General features: G+C 43.4%; 17 protein-coding genes. 16 read left to right on the top strand and 1 reads right to left on the bottom strand.

Annotated elements, in window-relative coordinates; genetic code table 11:
- The first annotated feature begins 3 nt into the window (after positions 1 to 3).
- The 11 genes from pheA to MKZ26_RS05390 all read left to right on the top strand — a co-directional run bounded on the left by pheA (position 4) and on the right by MKZ26_RS05390 (position 10,846).
- The gene (gene pheA, locus MKZ26_RS05440) at positions 4 to 894 is read left to right on the top strand and encodes a prephenate dehydratase (RefSeq protein WP_338652750.1); all 891 of its coding nucleotides are present in this window, start codon (positions 4 to 6) and stop codon (positions 892 to 894) included.
- Between the two features lie 356 nt (positions 895 to 1,250).
- Positions 1,251 to 2,408 carry a LysM peptidoglycan-binding domain-containing protein gene (locus MKZ26_RS05435; RefSeq protein ID WP_340764926.1) on the top strand — a complete coding sequence of 386 codons (1,158 nt, stop codon included), beginning with the start codon at positions 1,251 to 1,253 and terminating at the stop codon, positions 2,406 to 2,408.
- Positions 2,311 to 3,285 carry a phosphotransferase gene (locus tag MKZ26_RS05430; RefSeq protein WP_082786539.1) on the top strand — a complete coding sequence of 325 codons (975 nt, stop codon included), beginning with the start codon at positions 2,311 to 2,313 and terminating at the stop codon, positions 3,283 to 3,285. The genes MKZ26_RS05435 and MKZ26_RS05430 overlap by 98 nt, the downstream gene beginning before the upstream one ends.
- Positions 3,286 to 3,296: 11 nt before the next feature.
- Positions 3,297 to 4,025 (top strand): YebC/PmpR family DNA-binding transcriptional regulator, encoded by a 729-nt coding sequence (locus tag MKZ26_RS05425; RefSeq protein WP_340764924.1) that lies wholly within the window; start codon positions 3,297 to 3,299, stop codon positions 4,023 to 4,025.
- A gap of 188 nt (positions 4,026 to 4,213) precedes the next feature.
- On the top strand, positions 4,214 to 5,449 hold the full coding sequence (locus MKZ26_RS05420) for an ATP-binding protein (RefSeq protein ID WP_067208181.1): 1,236 nt from the start codon (positions 4,214 to 4,216) through the stop codon (positions 5,447 to 5,449).
- A 287-nt stretch (positions 5,450 to 5,736) separates the two neighbouring features.
- Positions 5,737 to 6,342, top strand: coding sequence for a Holliday junction branch migration protein RuvA (gene ruvA / locus MKZ26_RS05415; RefSeq protein ID WP_187047470.1), 606 nt, complete (start codon positions 5,737 to 5,739; stop codon positions 6,340 to 6,342).
- Positions 6,343 to 6,535: 193 nt separating this feature from the next.
- Positions 6,536 to 7,546, top strand: coding sequence for a Holliday junction branch migration DNA helicase RuvB (gene ruvB / locus MKZ26_RS05410; protein ID WP_340764922.1), 1,011 nt, complete (start codon positions 6,536 to 6,538; stop codon positions 7,544 to 7,546).
- Between the two features lie 29 nt (positions 7,547 to 7,575).
- Positions 7,576 to 8,625, top strand: a complete 1,050-nt coding sequence (gene queA, locus MKZ26_RS05405) for a tRNA preQ1(34) S-adenosylmethionine ribosyltransferase-isomerase QueA (RefSeq protein ID WP_340764920.1) — start codon at positions 7,576 to 7,578, stop codon at positions 8,623 to 8,625.
- Position 8,626: 1 nt separating this feature from the next.
- Positions 8,627 to 9,766: a tRNA guanosine(34) transglycosylase Tgt gene (gene tgt, locus MKZ26_RS05400; protein ID WP_067208191.1), complete on the top strand. Its 1,140-nt coding sequence runs from the start codon at positions 8,627 to 8,629 to the stop codon at positions 9,764 to 9,766.
- A gap of 40 nt (positions 9,767 to 9,806) precedes the next feature.
- The gene (gene yajC, locus MKZ26_RS05395) at positions 9,807 to 10,070 is read left to right on the top strand and encodes a preprotein translocase subunit YajC (protein WP_067208193.1); all 264 of its coding nucleotides are present in this window, start codon (positions 9,807 to 9,809) and stop codon (positions 10,068 to 10,070) included.
- Positions 10,071 to 10,204: 134 nt separating this feature from the next.
- The gene (locus tag MKZ26_RS05390; protein ID WP_067208196.1) at positions 10,205 to 10,846 is read left to right on the top strand and encodes a DUF421 domain-containing protein; all 642 of its coding nucleotides are present in this window, start codon (positions 10,205 to 10,207) and stop codon (positions 10,844 to 10,846) included.
- On the opposite strand, the gene MKZ26_RS05385 is transcribed toward MKZ26_RS05390, so the two are convergent.
- Positions 10,840 to 12,357, bottom strand: a complete 1,518-nt coding sequence (locus MKZ26_RS05385; protein ID WP_187047474.1) for a putative polysaccharide biosynthesis protein — start codon at positions 12,355 to 12,357, stop codon at positions 10,840 to 10,842. The genes MKZ26_RS05390 and MKZ26_RS05385 overlap by 7 nt on opposite strands.
- Positions 12,358 to 12,453: 96 nt before the next feature.
- Between MKZ26_RS05385 and MKZ26_RS05380 the strand changes: the two genes are divergently transcribed.
- From MKZ26_RS05380 to MKZ26_RS05360, 5 genes are all read left to right on the top strand, one after another.
- A complete protein-coding gene (locus MKZ26_RS05380) occupies positions 12,454 to 12,774 on the top strand; it encodes a post-transcriptional regulator (RefSeq protein ID WP_338652740.1) in 321 nt (106 codons plus the stop codon).
- Between the two features lie 181 nt (positions 12,775 to 12,955).
- Positions 12,956 to 15,226: a protein translocase subunit SecDF gene (secDF, locus tag MKZ26_RS05375; protein WP_340764917.1), complete on the top strand. Its 2,271-nt coding sequence runs from the start codon at positions 12,956 to 12,958 to the stop codon at positions 15,224 to 15,226.
- Positions 15,227 to 15,319: 93 nt separating this feature from the next.
- A complete protein-coding gene (locus tag MKZ26_RS05370; protein WP_067208205.1) occupies positions 15,320 to 15,664 on the top strand; it encodes a LapA family protein in 345 nt (114 codons plus the stop codon).
- A 150-nt stretch (positions 15,665 to 15,814) separates the two neighbouring features.
- Positions 15,815 to 18,154, top strand: a complete 2,340-nt coding sequence (gene recJ / locus MKZ26_RS05365; RefSeq protein ID WP_340741927.1) for a single-stranded-DNA-specific exonuclease RecJ — start codon at positions 15,815 to 15,817, stop codon at positions 18,152 to 18,154.
- Positions 18,154 to 18,666, top strand: a complete 513-nt coding sequence (locus MKZ26_RS05360; RefSeq protein WP_067208211.1) for an adenine phosphoribosyltransferase — start codon at positions 18,154 to 18,156, stop codon at positions 18,664 to 18,666. Before recJ ends, MKZ26_RS05360 begins: the two co-directional genes overlap by 1 nt.
- Positions 18,667 to 18,715 lie beyond the last annotated feature (49 nt).

The following is an 18,715-nucleotide window of genomic DNA, read 5'->3' as shown; positions in this document are numbered from 1 at the left end:
AGTATGGGAAATGAAAGATATACGCCGACTGTCGCTTATTTAGGGCCGGAAGCATCATTCACGCACGTTGCGGCAAGCACTCTTTTTGGAAATTCGGGATTGATACCTCAACCTACGATACCGGATTGTATAGAGGCTGTGGCGGAAGGGCGTGTCGCCTATGCGATTGTCCCGCTTGAAAATGCGTTGGAAGGATCCGTTCCGATGACCATCGATTACTTGTTCCATGGAGCAGATTTGTTCATCAATGCTGAAATATCGATACCGATCGAACAGCATCTTATGGTCAATAAAAAGCAAGTTCCTTTTATCACTGAAATCGAATCCATCAATTCCCATCCCCATGCCCTTGCGCAATGCCATAAATATTTGCAGTACCATTACCGTCGTGTCCCGCTTATCCAGACGACCTCTACGGCGGCAGCTGCCAAATATATTTCCGAAAACCCGGAAGTGAAGGTTGCGGCAATCGGAAATAAGTTGGCGGCTGAAAAATATGGTCTACATATCGCAGAGGAGAATATTCACGATTTTCATTTTAACCATACGCGATTCGTCGTATTATCCCTGCGAAAAGAAAGTTTGGAAACAAATGGCCATTCTGCAAAACTAAAAACGACATTAATGGTAAAATTACCAGAAGATGACCGTTCAGGTGTGCTGCACCAGGTTTTATCCGTTTTTGCATGGCGCAGACTCAATTTAAGTAAAATTGAATCAAGGCCGCTAAAAACAGGACTTGGCAATTATTTCTTCATTATCGATGTAATGGAATCCGAAGATCACCCGATGATGAAAGGTGCGATGGAAGAACTCAGCGCACTGAATTGTACTGCTCGTTCATTCGGTTCATATTTCATATACGACCAACTACCGTCACGTCATTCAATATGACCGTGGTGGTTTTTTTATTGGGCAATAATGTATACGCATTTCTTAGTGTCTAGACTCCAGCGCCTAGCCCCTCCAGCGCTTTTCGGCTCTACCAAGGCGCTTTACGCTTTTCTTAGTGTCTAGACTCCAGACGCCAGCCCCTCGAGTCGCTTCAGTCTTACAGAAAAGGCATAGTACGCCTTTATCTTCAAGACCTACAGCGCTTGTCGGGGCTAAACGGCGTCTTCCGCTTTTCTTTAGAATAAATAACCCACTTCCGCATATACATGGCAAGAGAGGATATCTCGTTAAAGATGAGCGTCACACAGACGGGCGTCCGTTCATACGATGGATTGACGGAAGGGGGAAATTTTTAAGTGGAAGTCCATATTGTTGTAAAAGGGGATACGCTATGGAAGATTGCGCGCCAATACGGTATCCCGTTTGAAGATTTAAAGCGGGTGAATGCGCATCTTGCTAATCCAGATTATATTGTTCCTGGAATGAAAATTTTCTTGCCAAAAAGACAGCATAATGCTGAACATCCTGAAAAAGGGAAAGGGCCGGTGACGCCGCATCCTCCAAAGGGTACAAAACCGTCGCCGCCAATACCGGTGCCAAAACCACCAACATCAAAACCACCGACACCAAAGCCGATACCAGTCCCAATACCGCCAGCACCAGCACCGAGACCACCAACACCGAAACCGCCAACACCGAGACCACCAGCACCAACGCCAAGACCGCCAACACCAGTACCACCATCCAAACCAACACCACCAAAACCAGCACCACCACCAGCAGTACAACCAACAGTGCCAGCTCCCATACCGTTACCAACGCCAACGCCAACACCAACACCAACACCAATGCCGATGCCGATGCCAATGCATCCGCCACAAACATTTGCTCATCCGATGATAGGTATTCCGTGTGGGTGGATGCCGATTTTTGACGCAGATTGTTTCCCGTTCATGCATTCGGGGCAAATCCAGGCGATGCCAAGGCAAGAACAACCGATGCACCACGCTCCTTTACCATCGACTCAATTTCCGATGTATGAACAAGAATCACCGATTTTCTCTGGCCAAGGCCCTGCAACATCTCCTTTAGAAATACCTATGGTAGAAGGGTGGCAGTTGCTCGAATCGCCTGATTTTATGTTTGAAGAGACGGCTGAAATGGTTATGCAACCAGCCGCTGAGTATTCACCAGAGTATATGTATGAAGAATCACCTGAAATTGACCTGCAACCATCTGCTCCGTGTCCACCTGGGCCGGGCTACGTACCGCAGGCTATATCACCAGCTGTACAAGGTCAATGGAACCCCGGACAATTCGGTTATCCTGCAATGCCGCAACCAGGTTATCATCAAGGGTGTGGCTGCGAGGGTCAGCACCAACACCATCGTCAGCAAATGATGGTCCCGATCTTTTATGGTCATCCATGCAATTGCCCTTCATGCATGCAACAGGCAACTCCTTATTCTGGAATGCCTCCTAATCAAGGTTCCAACTGGTTCGGAGCGTATTGACCGGCATATGGCGCTGGATGGGAAATTAGAAAAAATAAAAGATAATGTGTGGAAGTTAGAGAGTGATGGCAAGCGCTTTTCGGTGAAGCGATATCAGTCCAACTCCACCGCGATGAAAGTACAACGTGTACACGAAGCTCTTCATTCTGTTTCTTTCCCGCATATTGTAGATGTAGTGTCTCAAGAGAATCAACTGACGTTTGTTCAGCCATGGTTGGATGGTGCGAAGGCGGTCAACTTCAAGAAAAGGGCAGATCGGACGGATTCGCTTGCTGCTCTTCATGCACTTCATGAAACAAAAGCACAACTCGACTGGCACGCCTCACCCTATCTGCATCCGTACCCCCTTATCGCGAAGTGGGAAGACCGGATCAGCCGTTTCCGCGAAATTGGTGGAGAGTGTGAGGCGTATATTGGAAAAGGCCTTGTCGATGAAATCTTATTTTATGCATTGAACGCGATTAGCGCAGTGAAGAAAACTTATAAAGACAATCTGAATGGTACATTGCTTCACGGTGATGTCGTCCATCATAATATATTGCGTGATAGAGATGGCGTCATCCGTTTCATCGATTTCGATCTAGCGAGTACGGGGCCAGCCGGTACTGAAATTGCGCTCTGGATTCATCGAGTGCTGCCACAGATAGGATATGACATTGATTTTCTGTTTGATGAACAGCCGTCGCTTCGAAGACTGAATTATGCTTCCAAGACACTGCTTCTATTTCCAAATGAAATACTTCGAGAATGGCTTCATTTCTTCACATTGTCACCGTCTGGAAGAGAAAGACAGGCGAAGCAACTGGTCCCCTTTACTGAGTCCGCACTCTCACATTGGCCAAAATTATGGTATGATGTAGAACGGATTAACACATAGGGGGTAAGGTTATGGCAGGGCATTCTAAATGGAAAAATATCCAAAACCGTAAAGGCGCACAAGATGCAAAACGCGGTAAGGTTTTCCAAAAGATGTCGAAAGAAATTTTTGTAGCCGCAAAAGCAGGCGGACCTGATGTAGAATCGAACGCATCTCTTCGTTTGGCTATTGAAAAAGCAAAAGGCGTTAATGTTCCAAACGACGTGATTAAACGTGCAGTCGAAAAAGCGACGGGTGCTGGCGCGGATGAAAACTATGAGGAAGTAATCTATGAAGGATATGGTCCTGGAGGAGTGGCAGTACTTGTTTACTGCTTAACAGAAAACCGTAATCGAACTGCGCCGAATATACGTGTCGCCTTCAGCAAAAACGGCGGTAATCTCGGTGAAAGTGGTTCGGTAGGCTATATGTTTGACCGAAAGGGACGTCTTTTCATCGAACGGACGGATAGTACTGATGAAGATGCAGTTATGATGGCGGCGCTTGAAGCCGGTGCAGATGATATTGAGTCGACAGTAGATGGCTTTGAAATTATTACGCAACCAACGGACTTTTTAACAGTGAAAGAGACCCTTGAAGCGGAAGGAATCGATTTCATTTCGGCGGACATCGAGATGATTCCTTCTATGTACACGGTCCTTAGCGAAGATGCTGAAGAGCAATTTGAAAAGATGCTCGAAGTACTCGAAAATGATGAGGACGTTCAGGATATCTACCATAATGCAGAAGACCAAGATTAATCCCTTTAAATAGGATTCATTCTAATATCCATCCACCGTTTAAGAATGGTGGATGGATATTTATTGTGATAGATGAACAGTGAAAATAATATACATATCAATCAGTAAACTAGTGTACAATCTAATTGTGTCTGTGCATCTAAAAAAACAGTAATTACGTAATAGGAGTCGTGGGAAGGTGATTTCTTTTGATTGAAACATTATTATTGAACTTTTTGTTTTTACTCTTTCCGATTCTGATTGCTGTAATTTTTATTGAAAATGGGTTAACTAATTTTAATAAATATTTGCTTATGTTACTGTCCTCTGTGACGCTCGTTTTTTGTATGGCATTCCCAATTAAATTGGAGTTAGGATATATCGTTGATTTAAGATATGTTCCGTTTATTATTGTCGCCCTTTTTGGCGGATACAAAATGGCCTTTCCACTTTATATAATTCTAAATGCGTATCGGTTCTTTATCGGTGGAGATGGGATTTTTCAGTCACTTGCTCTCTCGACGGCGGTCCTTATTTTGGTACCGTTATTAAGTGCGAAATTTAAGCAACAAAACTCGCGATGGCGAATTTTTATTGCGATCTGCGTCACTTTTCTTACTATGACGTATTACTTTTTCACATTGAGCTTTAAATTTCCGAAACTGACAAGCGAATTTTGGTACTTGGTATTTTATACGCTTAGCACTTATCTAATGGCGACCTTTATACTAATGGCTTTAATTGAAAAAATTATCTCTAACATCAAAAGGCGCGAAATATATGTGCAAGCAGAAAGAATGAGAGACGTTAGTCATTTTTCGGCAAGTATTGCTCATGAAATCAGAAATCCACTTACTGTAACACGCGGGTTTCTCCAACTGTTAAATGAGTCCAAAACGATTAATGCCGATGAAAAAATATATATTGAATTTTCGTTGAAAGAATTAGGACGAGCAGAAACTATTGTCAGTGACTTTTTAACGTTTTCGAAACCACAATGTGAAAATATGGTTTTCTCTGATTTTGCAAAAGATATAAAGTATGTTGAGAATATTATGCAACCGTATGCGAAGAGGAATAGAGTTGAAATCCTTGTTCGTTCAACAAATACGCTGAAAGCAACATATGATGAAAATCAGATGCAGCAATGTCTCATTAATCTGGTTAAAAATGGTATCGAATCAATGCAGGATCACGGTGGCGTGCTTTATGTCGATGTGTCGGAACACAAGAAAAAAATCTTGATAAAGATTCAAGACAGTGGGAGCGGCATGACAAGAGAAGGGATTTCACAAATGGGAAAACCTTATTATTCTACAAAAACAGAAGGAACAGGCCTTGGAATGTTCATGGTTTATAGCACAATCAGGAATGTTAAAGGGGAAATTAAAGTGAAAAGTACGGTAGGGAAGGGAACAACTTTTCTGTTATACATACCTGTATAACTGTATTGATAAATAGTGTGGTAATTGCTATGATAAGTGTAATCTAGATTAATGTGAGTGAATGACCGATGACCGCCGATAAAGCGGTCATCTTTTCTTTTGCATACCAACCACCAATCAACTGCGCCTGGTTATTATTATGTCCACTTTTTGAAATGGGCTTGCCACTGGATACGGTGTTTTCAGTCTGAGTTCCACTAATCAGCAGGAACTTCTGAAGATTCAAGTTAAAGGTAGAAAGTGCGTTCGTATGGTATAATCGGTTCTATATATAGGGGGAGAGTAGCGTGTACGACTACATAAAAGGGCAGGTCACACGTGTGACGCCTGAACATATCACACTCGAACAGGGTGGGATTGGCTGGCTCATCATGACGCCTAATCCGTATGCTTTTCATAAAACAGAAGAAATCCAACAAGTATTTACTTATCTGCATGTACGTGAAGATATCCAGTTGCTTCTTGGATTCAAATCCTTGGAACAGCGGGAGTTGTTCAAAAAATTGATCACAGTATCCGGTATTGGTCCAAAAGGTGCCTTGGCAATACTTGCTAGCGGCGTCCCTTCACAAGTAATTGGTGCAATCGAACGGGAGGATGAAACGTTCCTTGTTCAATTTCCGGGAGTTGGGAAAAAAACGGCACGACAGATGATCCTCGATTTGAAAGGGAAGTTGTATGATCTATTTAATGCGATGGACATGCCAGACGAGGATATCACACTTCTGACAATGGCGGAAAATGGTGCACTTGATGAAGCAATACTTGCACTAGAAGCACTCGGTTACTCACAGCGCGAGCTGACAAAAGTGAAACCTAAATTAGAAAAAGAAGAACTTGATACAGAAGGCTACATGAAAATGGCACTTCGGTTATTATTAAAACAGAACTAATTGTATGTATATGTTGAACAAATGAATGCTTATGTAAACTAAGCGAAGGCGCCTTAAAAGGGGTAGCCGAAGCCCTAAGACTAGCGGCGAAGCTGCCTGGCTTAGGGCGGGAGGCATCCCCTAGCGCCGTAGCGAATTCAATGGAATTCTTTATCTCAACATATATATCAACGGCAGAAAGGGGGGGCGGACAATGGAGGAACGTGTTATTTCCGGAGAAGCATCGGATTTCGATGAACGTTTTGAACAATCGCTTAGACCGCAATTTCTTAGTCAGTATATAGGACAGGAAAAAGTGAAAGAAAACCTCGGTATTTTCATCGAAGCAGCAAAAGGCCGTAGCGAAAGTTTGGATCATGTCCTATTGTATGGACCACCAGGTCTCGGTAAGACGACGCTTGCAACGGTCATTGCCAATGAGATGGACGTCAATATCCGCATGACCAGTGGCCCTGCAATTGAACGCCCTGGCGATCTCGCAGCGGTCGTTTCATCTCTCGAACCAGGGGATGTATTATTCATCGATGAAATCCATAGGCTGAACCGTACAATCGAAGAAGTGCTGTATCCTGCCATGGAAGATTTCTGTTTGGATATCGTTGTCGGAAAAGGGCCCTCTGCGCGTTCTATCCGACTCGATTTGCCGCCATTCACACTGATTGGTGCGACAACCCGTGCAGGAGCATTATCGGCGCCGCTACGTGATCGTTTCGGTGTTCCGCTGCGCCTCGAGTATTACGAAGTTGCGCCGCTCAAGGAAATTGTCATTCGTAGCTCAGGCCTTTTTGAAGTAGTAATTGATGAACAGGCTGCAGTAGAAATAGCACGCCGTTCTCGCGGCACCCCGCGTATTGCAAACCGACTGTTGCGCCGTGTGCGTGACTATGCACAAGTAAGAGGCAACGGGAGCATTACAATGGAAATGGCAAATGAAGCACTAGAAATGCTGCAAGTCGATTCACGTGGTCTTGATCATATTGACCATAAGTTGATTACGGGAATGATTGAGCGCTTTCGTGGCGGGCCTGTTGGAATTGATACGATATCTGCAAGTATTGGCGAGGAATCGGTAACGATTGAAGATGTCTACGAACCGTATCTCCTTCAAATCGGTTTTATCCAACGGACACCGCGTGGGCGGATTGCGACTCGTCTTGCATATGAACATTTTGGCTATCCAATTCCCGAGCACAACGATTTCTAATTCAATTATAAAGGGAGAATTTATAGACGATGGATGTAAATGATTTTGATTTCGATTTACCAGATAATCTAATAGCACAAACACCGTTACTAGACCGCACAGCAAGCCGTCTTATGGTACTTGACCCAAAAACAGGGGAAGTAGAGCACCGTCATTTTCGTGATCTTCTCGAAGAGCTAGAGTCGGGAGATATGCTCGTACTCAATGATACGCGGGTGCTGCCTGCTCGATTAATGGGTGTGAAAGAAGATACTGGAGCCATGATTGAAGTGTTACTATTGAAGCAAACGGCAGATGACGAGTGGGAGACGCTAGCAAAACCTGCGAAACGTGTGAAACTTGGTACGATTGTCACTTTTGGTGACGGACGTCTGAAAGCAGAGTGCACGGGGATTTTGGAACAAGGTGGACGTACATTCAAATTTATCTATGACGGTATTTTTTATGAAATCCTAGATGAACTTGGGCAGATGCCACTACCACCATATATTACTGAAACGCTGGATGATCAAGCACGCTATCAGACTGTGTTCGCCAAAGAACGAGGTTCGGCAGCAGCACCGACTGCAGGACTTCATTTCACCGATGAAATCCTAGAAAGTATCCAGAATAAAGGCGTCAATATCGCATTCATTACACTGCATGTCGGTCTTGGCACATTCCGTCCAGTCAGTGCAGATACGATTGAGGATCACACGATGCATTCCGAATATTATCATGTCACTGAACAAACAGCGGATGCAATAAATGAAGCCAAAGCACAAGGTGGACGCGTCATAGGGGTCGGTACGACGTCTGTGAGAACACTAGAGACAATCGCTTCGGAAAATGCCGGTAAAATTGTGGCTTCAAGCGGCTGGACGTCGATTTTCATCTATCCAGGTTATACATTCAGTATTTTGGATGGACTATTAACCAATTTTCATTTACCTAAATCGACGTTGATCATGCTGATTTCAGCGCTAACAACTCGAGAACATATTTTAGCAGCATATAACAGGGCGGTTGAGGAAAAATATCGCTTCTTCAGCTTTGGAGATGCAATGTTCATAAAACCGTCACAAAGGAAGGAATCATAAAATGACAGCAGTTACATACGAACATATCAAAACTTGTAAACAAACCGGAGCACGTCTTGGAATCGTCCATACACCACACGGTTCATTTGAAACACCAGCATTTATGCCGGTTGGTACACAGGCAACTGTCAAAACATTATCACCTGAAGAGCTGAAAGAAGTCGGAGCAGGCATTATTTTAAGTAATACCTATCATCTGTGGCTTCGTCCGGGTCAGGATATCATTGAAGAGGCAGGCGGACTACATAAGTTCATGAACTGGGATAGACCGATTCTGACCGATTCAGGCGGTTTTCAAGTGTTTTCACTAAGCGAATTCCGTAAAATCGAAGAGGAAGGTGTCCATTTCAGACATCATTTGAACGGTAGTAAATTGTTCCTTAGCCCCGAGAAAGCAATGGAAATTCAGAATTCACTAGGCGCAGATATTATGATGGCTTTCGATGAATGTCCGCCGTTCCCTGCAACGCGTGAATATATGAAAGCTAGCGTTGAACGGACATCTAGATGGGCTGAAAGATGCCTAGGAGCACATGCACGTCCGGCAGATCAAGCATTATTCGGCATTATACAAGGTGGCGAGTTTGAGGATTTACGTGCTCAAAGTGCAAAAGATCTTGTGTCACTTGATTTCCCAGGTTATGCAATCGGCGGCTTGTCTGTTGGCGAGCCGAAAGATATTATGAACCGTATCCTTGAACACACAACACCGCTTCTACCACAGGACAAGCCGCGTTACTTGATGGGTGTAGGTTCGCCTGACTCACTTATTGACGGTGCTATCCGCGGTATAGACATGTTTGACTGTGTCCTACCGACTCGTATTGCGCGAAACGGTACGCTTATGACGAGTGAAGGACGTTTGAATATCCGCAATGCGAAATTCGAGCGTGATTTCCGTCCTCTTGATGAAAAATGTAGCTGCCATGTCTGTAAAACGTACAGCAGGGCTTATATTCGCCATCTTATCAGAGCGGATGAAACTTTCGGAATCAGGCTGACTTCTTATCATAATCTCCACTTTCTACTTAATTTAATGGAGCAGGTAAGGGATGCAATTCGCCATGATCGACTGGGAGATTTCCGTGAAGAATTTTTTGAGAGCTACGGATTTAATAAACCGAATGCAAAAAACTTTTAAATCTAGTATAATGAATCTTGATTGAAGGGGGGATATATATATGGGTTCATTAACACAACTATTGCCATTCGTTGCGATGTTCGCAGTGATGTGGTTCTTGCTAATCAGACCGGCGCAAAAGAAACAGAAAGCGACGAAGCAGATGCAAGGAGATTTGAAACGTGGAGATAAGGTCATCACAATTGGTGGCATTCACGGCACGATAGACGCTGTAGATGATTCATCGGTTTTTCTTAAAGTTTCTGAAGGCACGACACTGCAGTTCGATAGACAAGCTGTTGGACGTGTAACAGAATCAATTTAAGTATTGTAAGAATTTGAAGAGGCGATTGGCTGAGTGGGATATTTCCCATTCAGGCAATCGCCTCTTTTTCCGTACTGAACGTGTATATAAGCAGAAGTGTAAAGGGCATCCTTTCGTAAAAGGGGTAGATCTTTATGAACGATTTATTAATTATCGGTTTTAGGACGGTATTTCTTTATGTGCTCATCTTGATCATCTTACGGATTATGGGTAAACGAGAAGTCGGTGAGCTGGGTGTTATCGATGTTGTGGTCTTCGTCTTTATGGCAGAGGTTGCCGCATTTGCACTCGATTCCCCCGACAAAGATCTGATTCAATCCGTCATACCGATGCTTATTTTACTCGTCATTCAAGTCGTTTCTTCTTATTTTTCAATGAGAAGTAAGAGGTTTAGAGATATTGTCGATGGTGAACCAACACTTATTATTAGGCACGGTAAAATAATTGAGCATGAAATGCGGAAACAACGTTATAATCTTGACGATTTATTTCAGCAACTTCGTGAACAACAGATTGGCTCTGTTCATGAAGTCTCATTCGCTTATTTGGAACCATCGGGAAATTTGTCCGTCTTTAAACACGACAGTATCCAACCAGTACTTTCGCTTATTTCCGATGGTGTTATCCAAGGTAAACATCTTGAACTTATCGATAAAACCGAAGAGTGGCTTTTAGAAGAACTACTGAACCTCGGAATAAATGATGTTGAACAGATTTTCTATTGTTCATTTGAAAATGATGGACTGAAGTTTCAGTTGAAAGAGAGTTATCAATGACTTTTCAGTAGTCTCCTGAACAGAAAGAGATCACTTTTTTTAACTTGACCTGTCAAAATAAGTATCACAAGAAGGAAAACACTTGTGATTGCACATTCTGTGAATAAACCAAAATCTCCAATTGGGATGAAAATTGGTCGCATAATACAGGTCATGATAAAGGAAGCATAAGGCAGAGCAAATATGGTGAAGCCGGAAGCGGTCGATTTGTTTTTCCGAAGTGTTGCTATATGAAGGAATGATGTAATAAGCACGCCAAAGCCGATCGCAAGGACTGCCCCTGTCACCTGTAAACCAGGCTGGGAAGCGAGGATGAACATGACCGCCAGTTTAGCAATACCACCGTATACGGAGTTCATCATCCCTGCCTTGGCATCACCCGTAGCTTGTAAAATTGAATAGAGCGGGCCTTGGATATAATAAAAGAAAAAAACTGGAGCAAGTAACGCCATATAGGAAGCACCCTGAGTGACATGGAATAACTTTACTGCCAAATCCTCACCGTGAATGAAAAACACAGTTGCTGCAAACGTACCTGTTAAAGCGGACAGGCGGAGCGATAGATGAATTCGTTCTTTCAGTTTTCTCGTATTATTTGATGCGACTGCTCCGCTTACGGCGGGCACTAGGACAACAGACAAGGCATATGGGATGAACGCCGGAAATAGGAGCAACGGGACAAGGACACCGGATACAATGCCGTACAACGTTGTGGCAGCTACCGCTGAAACACCTGAAAACGCGAGTGCACGGAGGAAGATAATCGGCTCAAGGAACCAAGTGAACGTACCGAATAGGCGGCTACCAGACGATGGCAAAGCGATGGCTAGCAAAGGTTCCATTGGATAGCGCTTGAGTTTCTCCTGCTGTTTTGGTATTCGCTTCTTTTGTTGCCTATATTTGAACAACAAATAAAGGACGGATAGCATTTCCGCAAGAAGCGTGACGCCCATCGCATAAGCGGCACTCAGTGCTGTATTATCAGCTACGAGTAGATGCGGTAAAAGCCATGTGATTAGCGTGATACGGCATATTTGTTCTATGATTTGTGACCATGCGGTTTCTTCGATTCGTGCGATACCTTGGAAATATCCGCGGATCAAGCCCCCGATAGCAGCGATAGGTACGATTGCGATTCCGACATACAGTGTGGTGGATGAAGCAGAATTACCGAGAAGTGTTTCAGCTAAGTAGGGAACGAACAAAATAGAAGCTGGAATGAATACCACTGCGGTCAAGATAGTGATGAAGGAAGCTGTCTTCATAAGAGAAGGGATTTTTACGGATTGCCCTTTCGCTTCGAGTTCGGCAATCACTTTGGCTATGGCAATCGGTACACCAAGCTGAACAAGTGACAGGAAAAAGATAAAAGCGGGATAAGCGGTCATGTAGATGCCGACCGCCTCTTCGCCTGCAATCCGCATGAATTGAATCCGGAAGACGAATCCTAAAAGCTTGGTTAGGAAGACGGCAACCATCAGTACGACAGTTCCGCGGATGAATGAAGACAATTTAAACAACTCCTTCTCAATTCCGGTCATTTCGTATACACTAAACCTATGCAGAAATATCCATACTTACGACTGTCCAGGAAAGGGATGGAAAAGATGCCAAGACGATTCGGACAACTGTTCACACATATGCTGCCTGCAATTGAAAGCAAAAAGACTGAATTTCATCTGTACGGCTATACAACAGTAACCGAAGAGGACATTTGGACATTTTGCGTCCAGAAGAAATGGCGTAAAAAAAATATCGAGGACATGGGGATGCATGAAATTGCAAATGGAATCCTCAAAATCTCACCAGCAGAATATATGACGTTTACACAGATTGAAGAACAACGCGGTGCAAACTGGTTTACCGATCTGAACAGTGAAGAACTTCAAATCTTACTGACACCACATAAATCGAAAAATGAGTTATGATAGAGTGAAACGTGACAATTTGACACATGAATGACTGTGTTTCATAATAGACATATTGTGTTTTTATAATTGTGTAGTATTCAGCGCCTAGTTGTTGCGGGGCGCTGTCGCTATTCTCGGAGTATGTACATAGATAAATACCGTACAGTTGCACTCCATATTTAGAGGGGGAAATTGGATTATGAAAAGAAGAGGACGGATCGTAGCGTTTCTATTATTAATCGTCGTATTTGGCTTGACGATTGGGACGACTGCAAATCCGATAGTGAAAGATGTAAAACTAGGTCTAGATTTACAGGGTGGCTTTGAAGTCCTTTATCAAGTTTTACCTTTGAAAGACGATGCCCCAAAAATAACGGAAGAAATGGTTAAAGATACAGCAAATGCACTAAGAAACCGGGTTGACGTACTTGGGGTAAGTGAACCAAGTATCCAAATCGAGTCGGGTAACCGGATTCGCGTGCAGCTTGCGGGAGTAGAGGACCAAGAATCAGCTAGGGAACTCCTGTCGACTCAGGCAAATCTGACGTTCAGGGATGCCGATGACAACCTCCTTTTAGACGGAAACGACTTAAAAGAGGGGAAGGCCAAGGCTAACTTTGGCGAAAATGGTAATCCAGTTGTTACCCTTGAAATGAAATCTCCGACTAAATTCGGTGAAGTGACAACATTGATCTCACAAAAAAAACCAGAGAACGTAATGGTCATCTGGTTAGACTTCGTAGAAGGTGAAGATTCATTTAGAGCGGAAGTAACGAAAGAAAAACCTAAATTCGTTTCAGCACCCTATGTGGCAAACCCGATTAACTCATCAGACGTTGAAATATCGGGATCATTCTCTTTAGAAGAGACGAAGAACCTTGCGGGAATTTTGAACGCAGGTGCACTACCTGTTCACCTTGAAGAAGTCTATTCGACATCCGTCGGCGCACAGTTTGGTGAACAAGCACTTAACAAGACAATTTTTGCGGGGATTATCGGTATCTCGCTTATCTTCTTATTCATGCTTGTGTATTACCGTCTGCCAGGTTTAGTAGCAGTCATTACGTTAACGGTTTATATTTTCATCATTTTACTTGTCTTCACGCTCATTAACGGCGTGCTAACGCTGCCTGGTATTGCGGCACTCATGCTCGGAGTCGGGATGGCGGTCGATGCGAATATCTTAATGTATGAACGGATACGTGAAGAATTACGTGTTGGTAAATCCGTCAAGACATCGTTTATGGCTGGAGCGAAAAATTCTTTCACCGCCATTCTAGATGCTAATATCACGACGCTTCTTGCAGCAGTTGTTCTGTTCATATTCGGGACAAGCTCAGTGAAAGGCTTCGCAACAATTCTCATCATCAGTATTCTAGCTAGCTTCTTAACAGCTGTATGGGGCTCTCGTATACTCTTGGGTCTACTCGTCGATAGTGGTGCGTTTGATGGGAAAACTGCATGGTTCGGTATTTCGAAAAGCAGGGTTCATGCACCCGAAGAAAACGTTGAAACATTGGAACTAACAACGAAATTTGATCGTTTCGATTTCGTAGCTACACGCAAAAAATTCTATGTCATTTCAGCAGTATTGCTAATTAGTGGTGTCATTGCGCTCGGTATCTTCAAGCTGAACCTCGGCATTGATTTCTCGAGTGGTACGCGTGTTGAAGTGCTTGCCGATCATCCCTTGACGACAGATGAAATATCTACGTACCTGGATGAAATCGGACACCCGACAACTGATATCGTCATTTCTGGTGATACGGGCAATATGGGTGTCATGCGTTACGTAGAAGAGTTTACACAAGAAGAAGTCAATAAGCTTAAAGCGGATATTGCGACCGAATTCGGTTCTGATCCGAATATTTCAACGGTTTCAGACACGGTTGGTAAGGAACTTGTGAAAAATGCGATCACAGCATTGCTTATTGCTATGCTTGGAATCGTCATATATGTAGCACTTCGTTTCGAATGGCGTATGGGAGTTGCGACCATCGTCGGACTTCTCCATGATGTGTTCTTTATGGTAGCAGTGATCAGTCTCTTACGTTTAGAAGTAGACATCACCTTCATTGCCGCAGTGTTGACGATTGTAGGTTACTCCATCAATGATACGATTGTGACATTTGACCGGATACGGGAAAATATCAATCATCGTGGTCGCATCGATAATGTGGCAGAACTTGCGGATATTGTTAACAAATCATTGCGTCAGACACTTGGACGTTCTGTTAATACGGTGCTCACAGTCGTCTTTGTTGTAGTGGGGCTTATGCTATTCGGTGCAGAATCAATCCGGACATTCTCAATAGCACTTCTAATTGGACTGTTTGCGGGAACTTATTCTTCGATATTCATCTCAGCTCAAATCTGGTTTGATCTGAAGAAACGTGAAATCAATAAAAAAGGCGCAATTAAAGTCGAAGACACGAAGAAACAATGGGGCTCAGACGAACCTATCGTTTAACACCTATTATGATAAGTTTCGGTTATTCATGGAACAGGGTATACTTTATGTATACTCTGTTCTATTTTTTTCTTAATGAAAGGGGAAAACTATATGAAGTTTCAGTGGAATTTGCTGCTAGGTCTATTATTCGCCATTATTATCGCCATCTTTGCTGTTTTTAATGTTGACGCGGTTCAAGTCAATTATGTGTTTGGCAAAGCACAGTGGCCACTCGTTCTTGTTATTTTAGGTGCAGCACTTCTTGGTGCCGTAGTCAGCGGATTTGTCGCGATGTTCCTGTCATTTCAATCAAGCCGTCGCATAAAAGAGCTTATGAAAGAAATGACCACCAAAGAGCTTACAATTGCAGCACAACAGAATGAAATTGCGGAACTGCAAAAGTACACAGCCTTACCATCCAATGATGAAGTAATTATCGAAAATAAAAATGTATAAGCAAAGAGCGTCTTCCAGCTACTAATACAGGGAAGATGCTCTTTTTTGTTAACGAATTTAGTGCAGACTTCTACTTCAGGGAATTTTAGCAGTCTTTTCTTTTAGAGTCGGAGCCCATCCGCTATAATGAATGTAAGGATGTGAAGGAATTTGATCGAATCAATGAAAAGATGGAAAGTGGAACGACCGAATGAAGAAATTGTAGCAATGTTGACAAAGGATCTCGGTATTTCATCTGTCCAGGCAAAAATACTTACTTCAAGGGGAATAATAGATTCCGGAGTGGCAAAAGATTTTTTACATATGGATGCATCTAGCATGCATGACCCTTTTTTACTATATGATATGGACAAAGCGGTGTCGCTCATAACAACAGCAATCGCTTCAGATAAAAAAATTGCTGTTTATGGCGATTATGACGGTGATGGTGTGACGAGTGTGACGGTCCTTACAACGGCTTTGGAGCGAATGGGTGCAGATGTGTTCTATGCGATACCCAATCGGTTCCAGCACGGCTATGGACCGAATAAAGACCTTTTCTTGGAGCTATACGAAAAAGGGGCCTCGCTTATTATTACTGTCGACAATGGCATTTCGGGTATTGATGAAATTGCATATGCGAAATCACTCGGAATGGACATCATCATTACAGACCACCATGAAATCGGTGAAGTGTTACCAGCAGCAGATGCCATCATCCATCCTCGACATCCAGAAGGGGAGTATCCGTTCGGAGAGCTTGCTGGGGTTGGTGTAGCATTCAAACTTGCGTGCGCATTACTTGAGGATGTTCCGGAAGATTTATTTGAACTTGTTGCTATCGGGACAGTTGCAGATTTAGTTCCGCTTCGCGATGAAAACAGATATTTCGTCAAAGAGGGCATCAGGCAGATGCGTGTTTCAAAACGTCCTGCAATCCAGGCGCTCGCACGCATCGCTAGCACTGAACAAGCAACACTCTCAGAGGAGTCAATCGGATTTATGATTGGGCCTCGTCTGAACGCAGCTGGGCGTCTAGGCGATGCTACCCCGGCAGTTCAACTATTGAAGACAGAAGACGCAACGCTTGCGACAACATTGGCAAAAGAACTTGATACGCTGAATAAGGAACGACAAGCGATTGTAGCTGAAATAGCTAAAGAAGCGGAAGACATGATATTGAAAATGTATGGTGATACAGTTCCGCTCGTCTTCGTTATCGGAGGAGAAGGTTGGAATTCAGGTGTGGTGGGAATTGTAGCATCAAGATTAACTGAGAAATATTACCGTCCGTCAATTGTCTTGTCGATTGACAGGGAAACAGGAATTGCGAAAGGGTCTGCAAGAAGTATTGCTGGTTTTGATATGTTTGTCGAGCTATCCAAAAATGCGCAGCTTCTACCTCACTTTGGAGGTCATCAGATGGCGGCGGGAATGTCTCTTGCAGTGACAGACGTTGTTACGCTGCGTGAAAACCTGAATAAACAGGCAGTTGAGGTGTTGACTGAAGAAATGTTGACGCCTGAAGTTCGTATCGATGTTCCACTGTCAATTAGTGAAATTGATGTTAGCGTTTTGGAATCACTGGAACTGCTGCGTCCATTTGGAATGGCTTTTGAAAAGCCTGTTTATATGATCGAAGATATTACAGCCACGACTGTGCGGAAAATTGGTGCGGCAAAGAATCATATGAAGCTGGAATTAGCGGATGAGGGCGTTTCACTTGATGCCATTGGATTCGGACTGGGTCCTATTGCGGACCAACTTACACCAGGTGTAAAGTTGTCGGTTACGGGCGATTTGCAGGTGAATGAATGGAATGGTAATAAGAAGCCACAGTTATTAATCAGCGATATCCGTTCAGATGAATGGCAACTGTTCGATTTGCGTGGCGTACGCGAAGCAACAAGATGGCTGCCAACCATTCCATTAGACGATACAGTGTTTGTTGCTTTCCATGAACAAACGGTGACACATTTTCAATCATCCATGAAGGGGATTGTTATTACTCTATTTGGACAAGAAGCAATAACGAAGGCTGAAAATCTTGTCCTTCTAGATATACCGGACGATGTTATCCAACTTGAAGAACTTGTAGGTTCTGTCCATCCAGATCGCGTCTATGCACATTTCCATGCATCCGAATCAAGGTATTTTGATGGAATTCCTGATCGTGAGCAGTTTGGCTGGTATTACAGTTTCTTGAAAAAACGTGAGAAATTTGACTTCGTTACGAACGGAGCTCAGCTCACAAAACATAAAGCATGGAAAAAAGATACGGTTTATTTCATGTCAAAGGTGTTTTCTGAGCTAGGATTTGTTAAGATTGAAGATGGTTTTGTTTCCGTTCAGGAAACAGCCGGTAAACGCGATTTGACGGAAGCGCCAGCTTATAAAGAGCGCGAACGTCAAATTGAGCTTGAGAAAAGACTGCTATATGCGCCTTATATGGAATTGAAACAATGGTTCGATACTGTGCGAAATGGAATTGTCGACAGGGAGGAACACTAATGGATTTGAAAGAATATGTGACGATTGTACCGGATTATCCGAAAAAGGGAATCAGCTTTAAGGATATTTCAACAATCATGGATAATGGTCAAGCTTATAAATTTGCAACAGATGAAATTGTTAAGTTTGCGAAAGAGGTTAATACTGATATAATTGTCGGCCCTGAAGCGCGTGGATTTATCATTGGGTGCCCAGTTGCCTATGCACTGGAAGTAGGATTTGCTCCTGTCCGTAAACCCGGAAAATTGCCAAGAGAAACAATTGAAGTCGAATATGATCTTGAATATGGAAAAGATACATTAACAATTCACAAAGATGCCATAAAGCCTGGTCAACGTGTATTGATTGTCGATGATCTTCTTGCGACAGGCGGTACGGTGGGAGCGACAGTCGAGCTAGTTGAAAAACTAGGCGGAGTTGTTGCGGGCTGTGCGTTTATCATAGAGTTATCGTATTTAAGCGGTCGTGAAAAATTGCAAGGTTATGACATGCGTTCACTGATCACATATTGAAAAAGGTCCTCCGCGATAATAAGCGGGGGATCTTTTCATATGTTCAGAA

The organism is Sporosarcina sp. FSL K6-6792 (genome assembly GCF_038004885.1).
GTDB lineage: Bacteria > Bacillota > Bacilli > Bacillales_A > Planococcaceae > Sporosarcina > Sporosarcina psychrophila.
The sequence above is the reverse complement of the archived record's forward strand: the minus strand, read 5'-3'. Positions and strand labels throughout refer to the sequence as shown.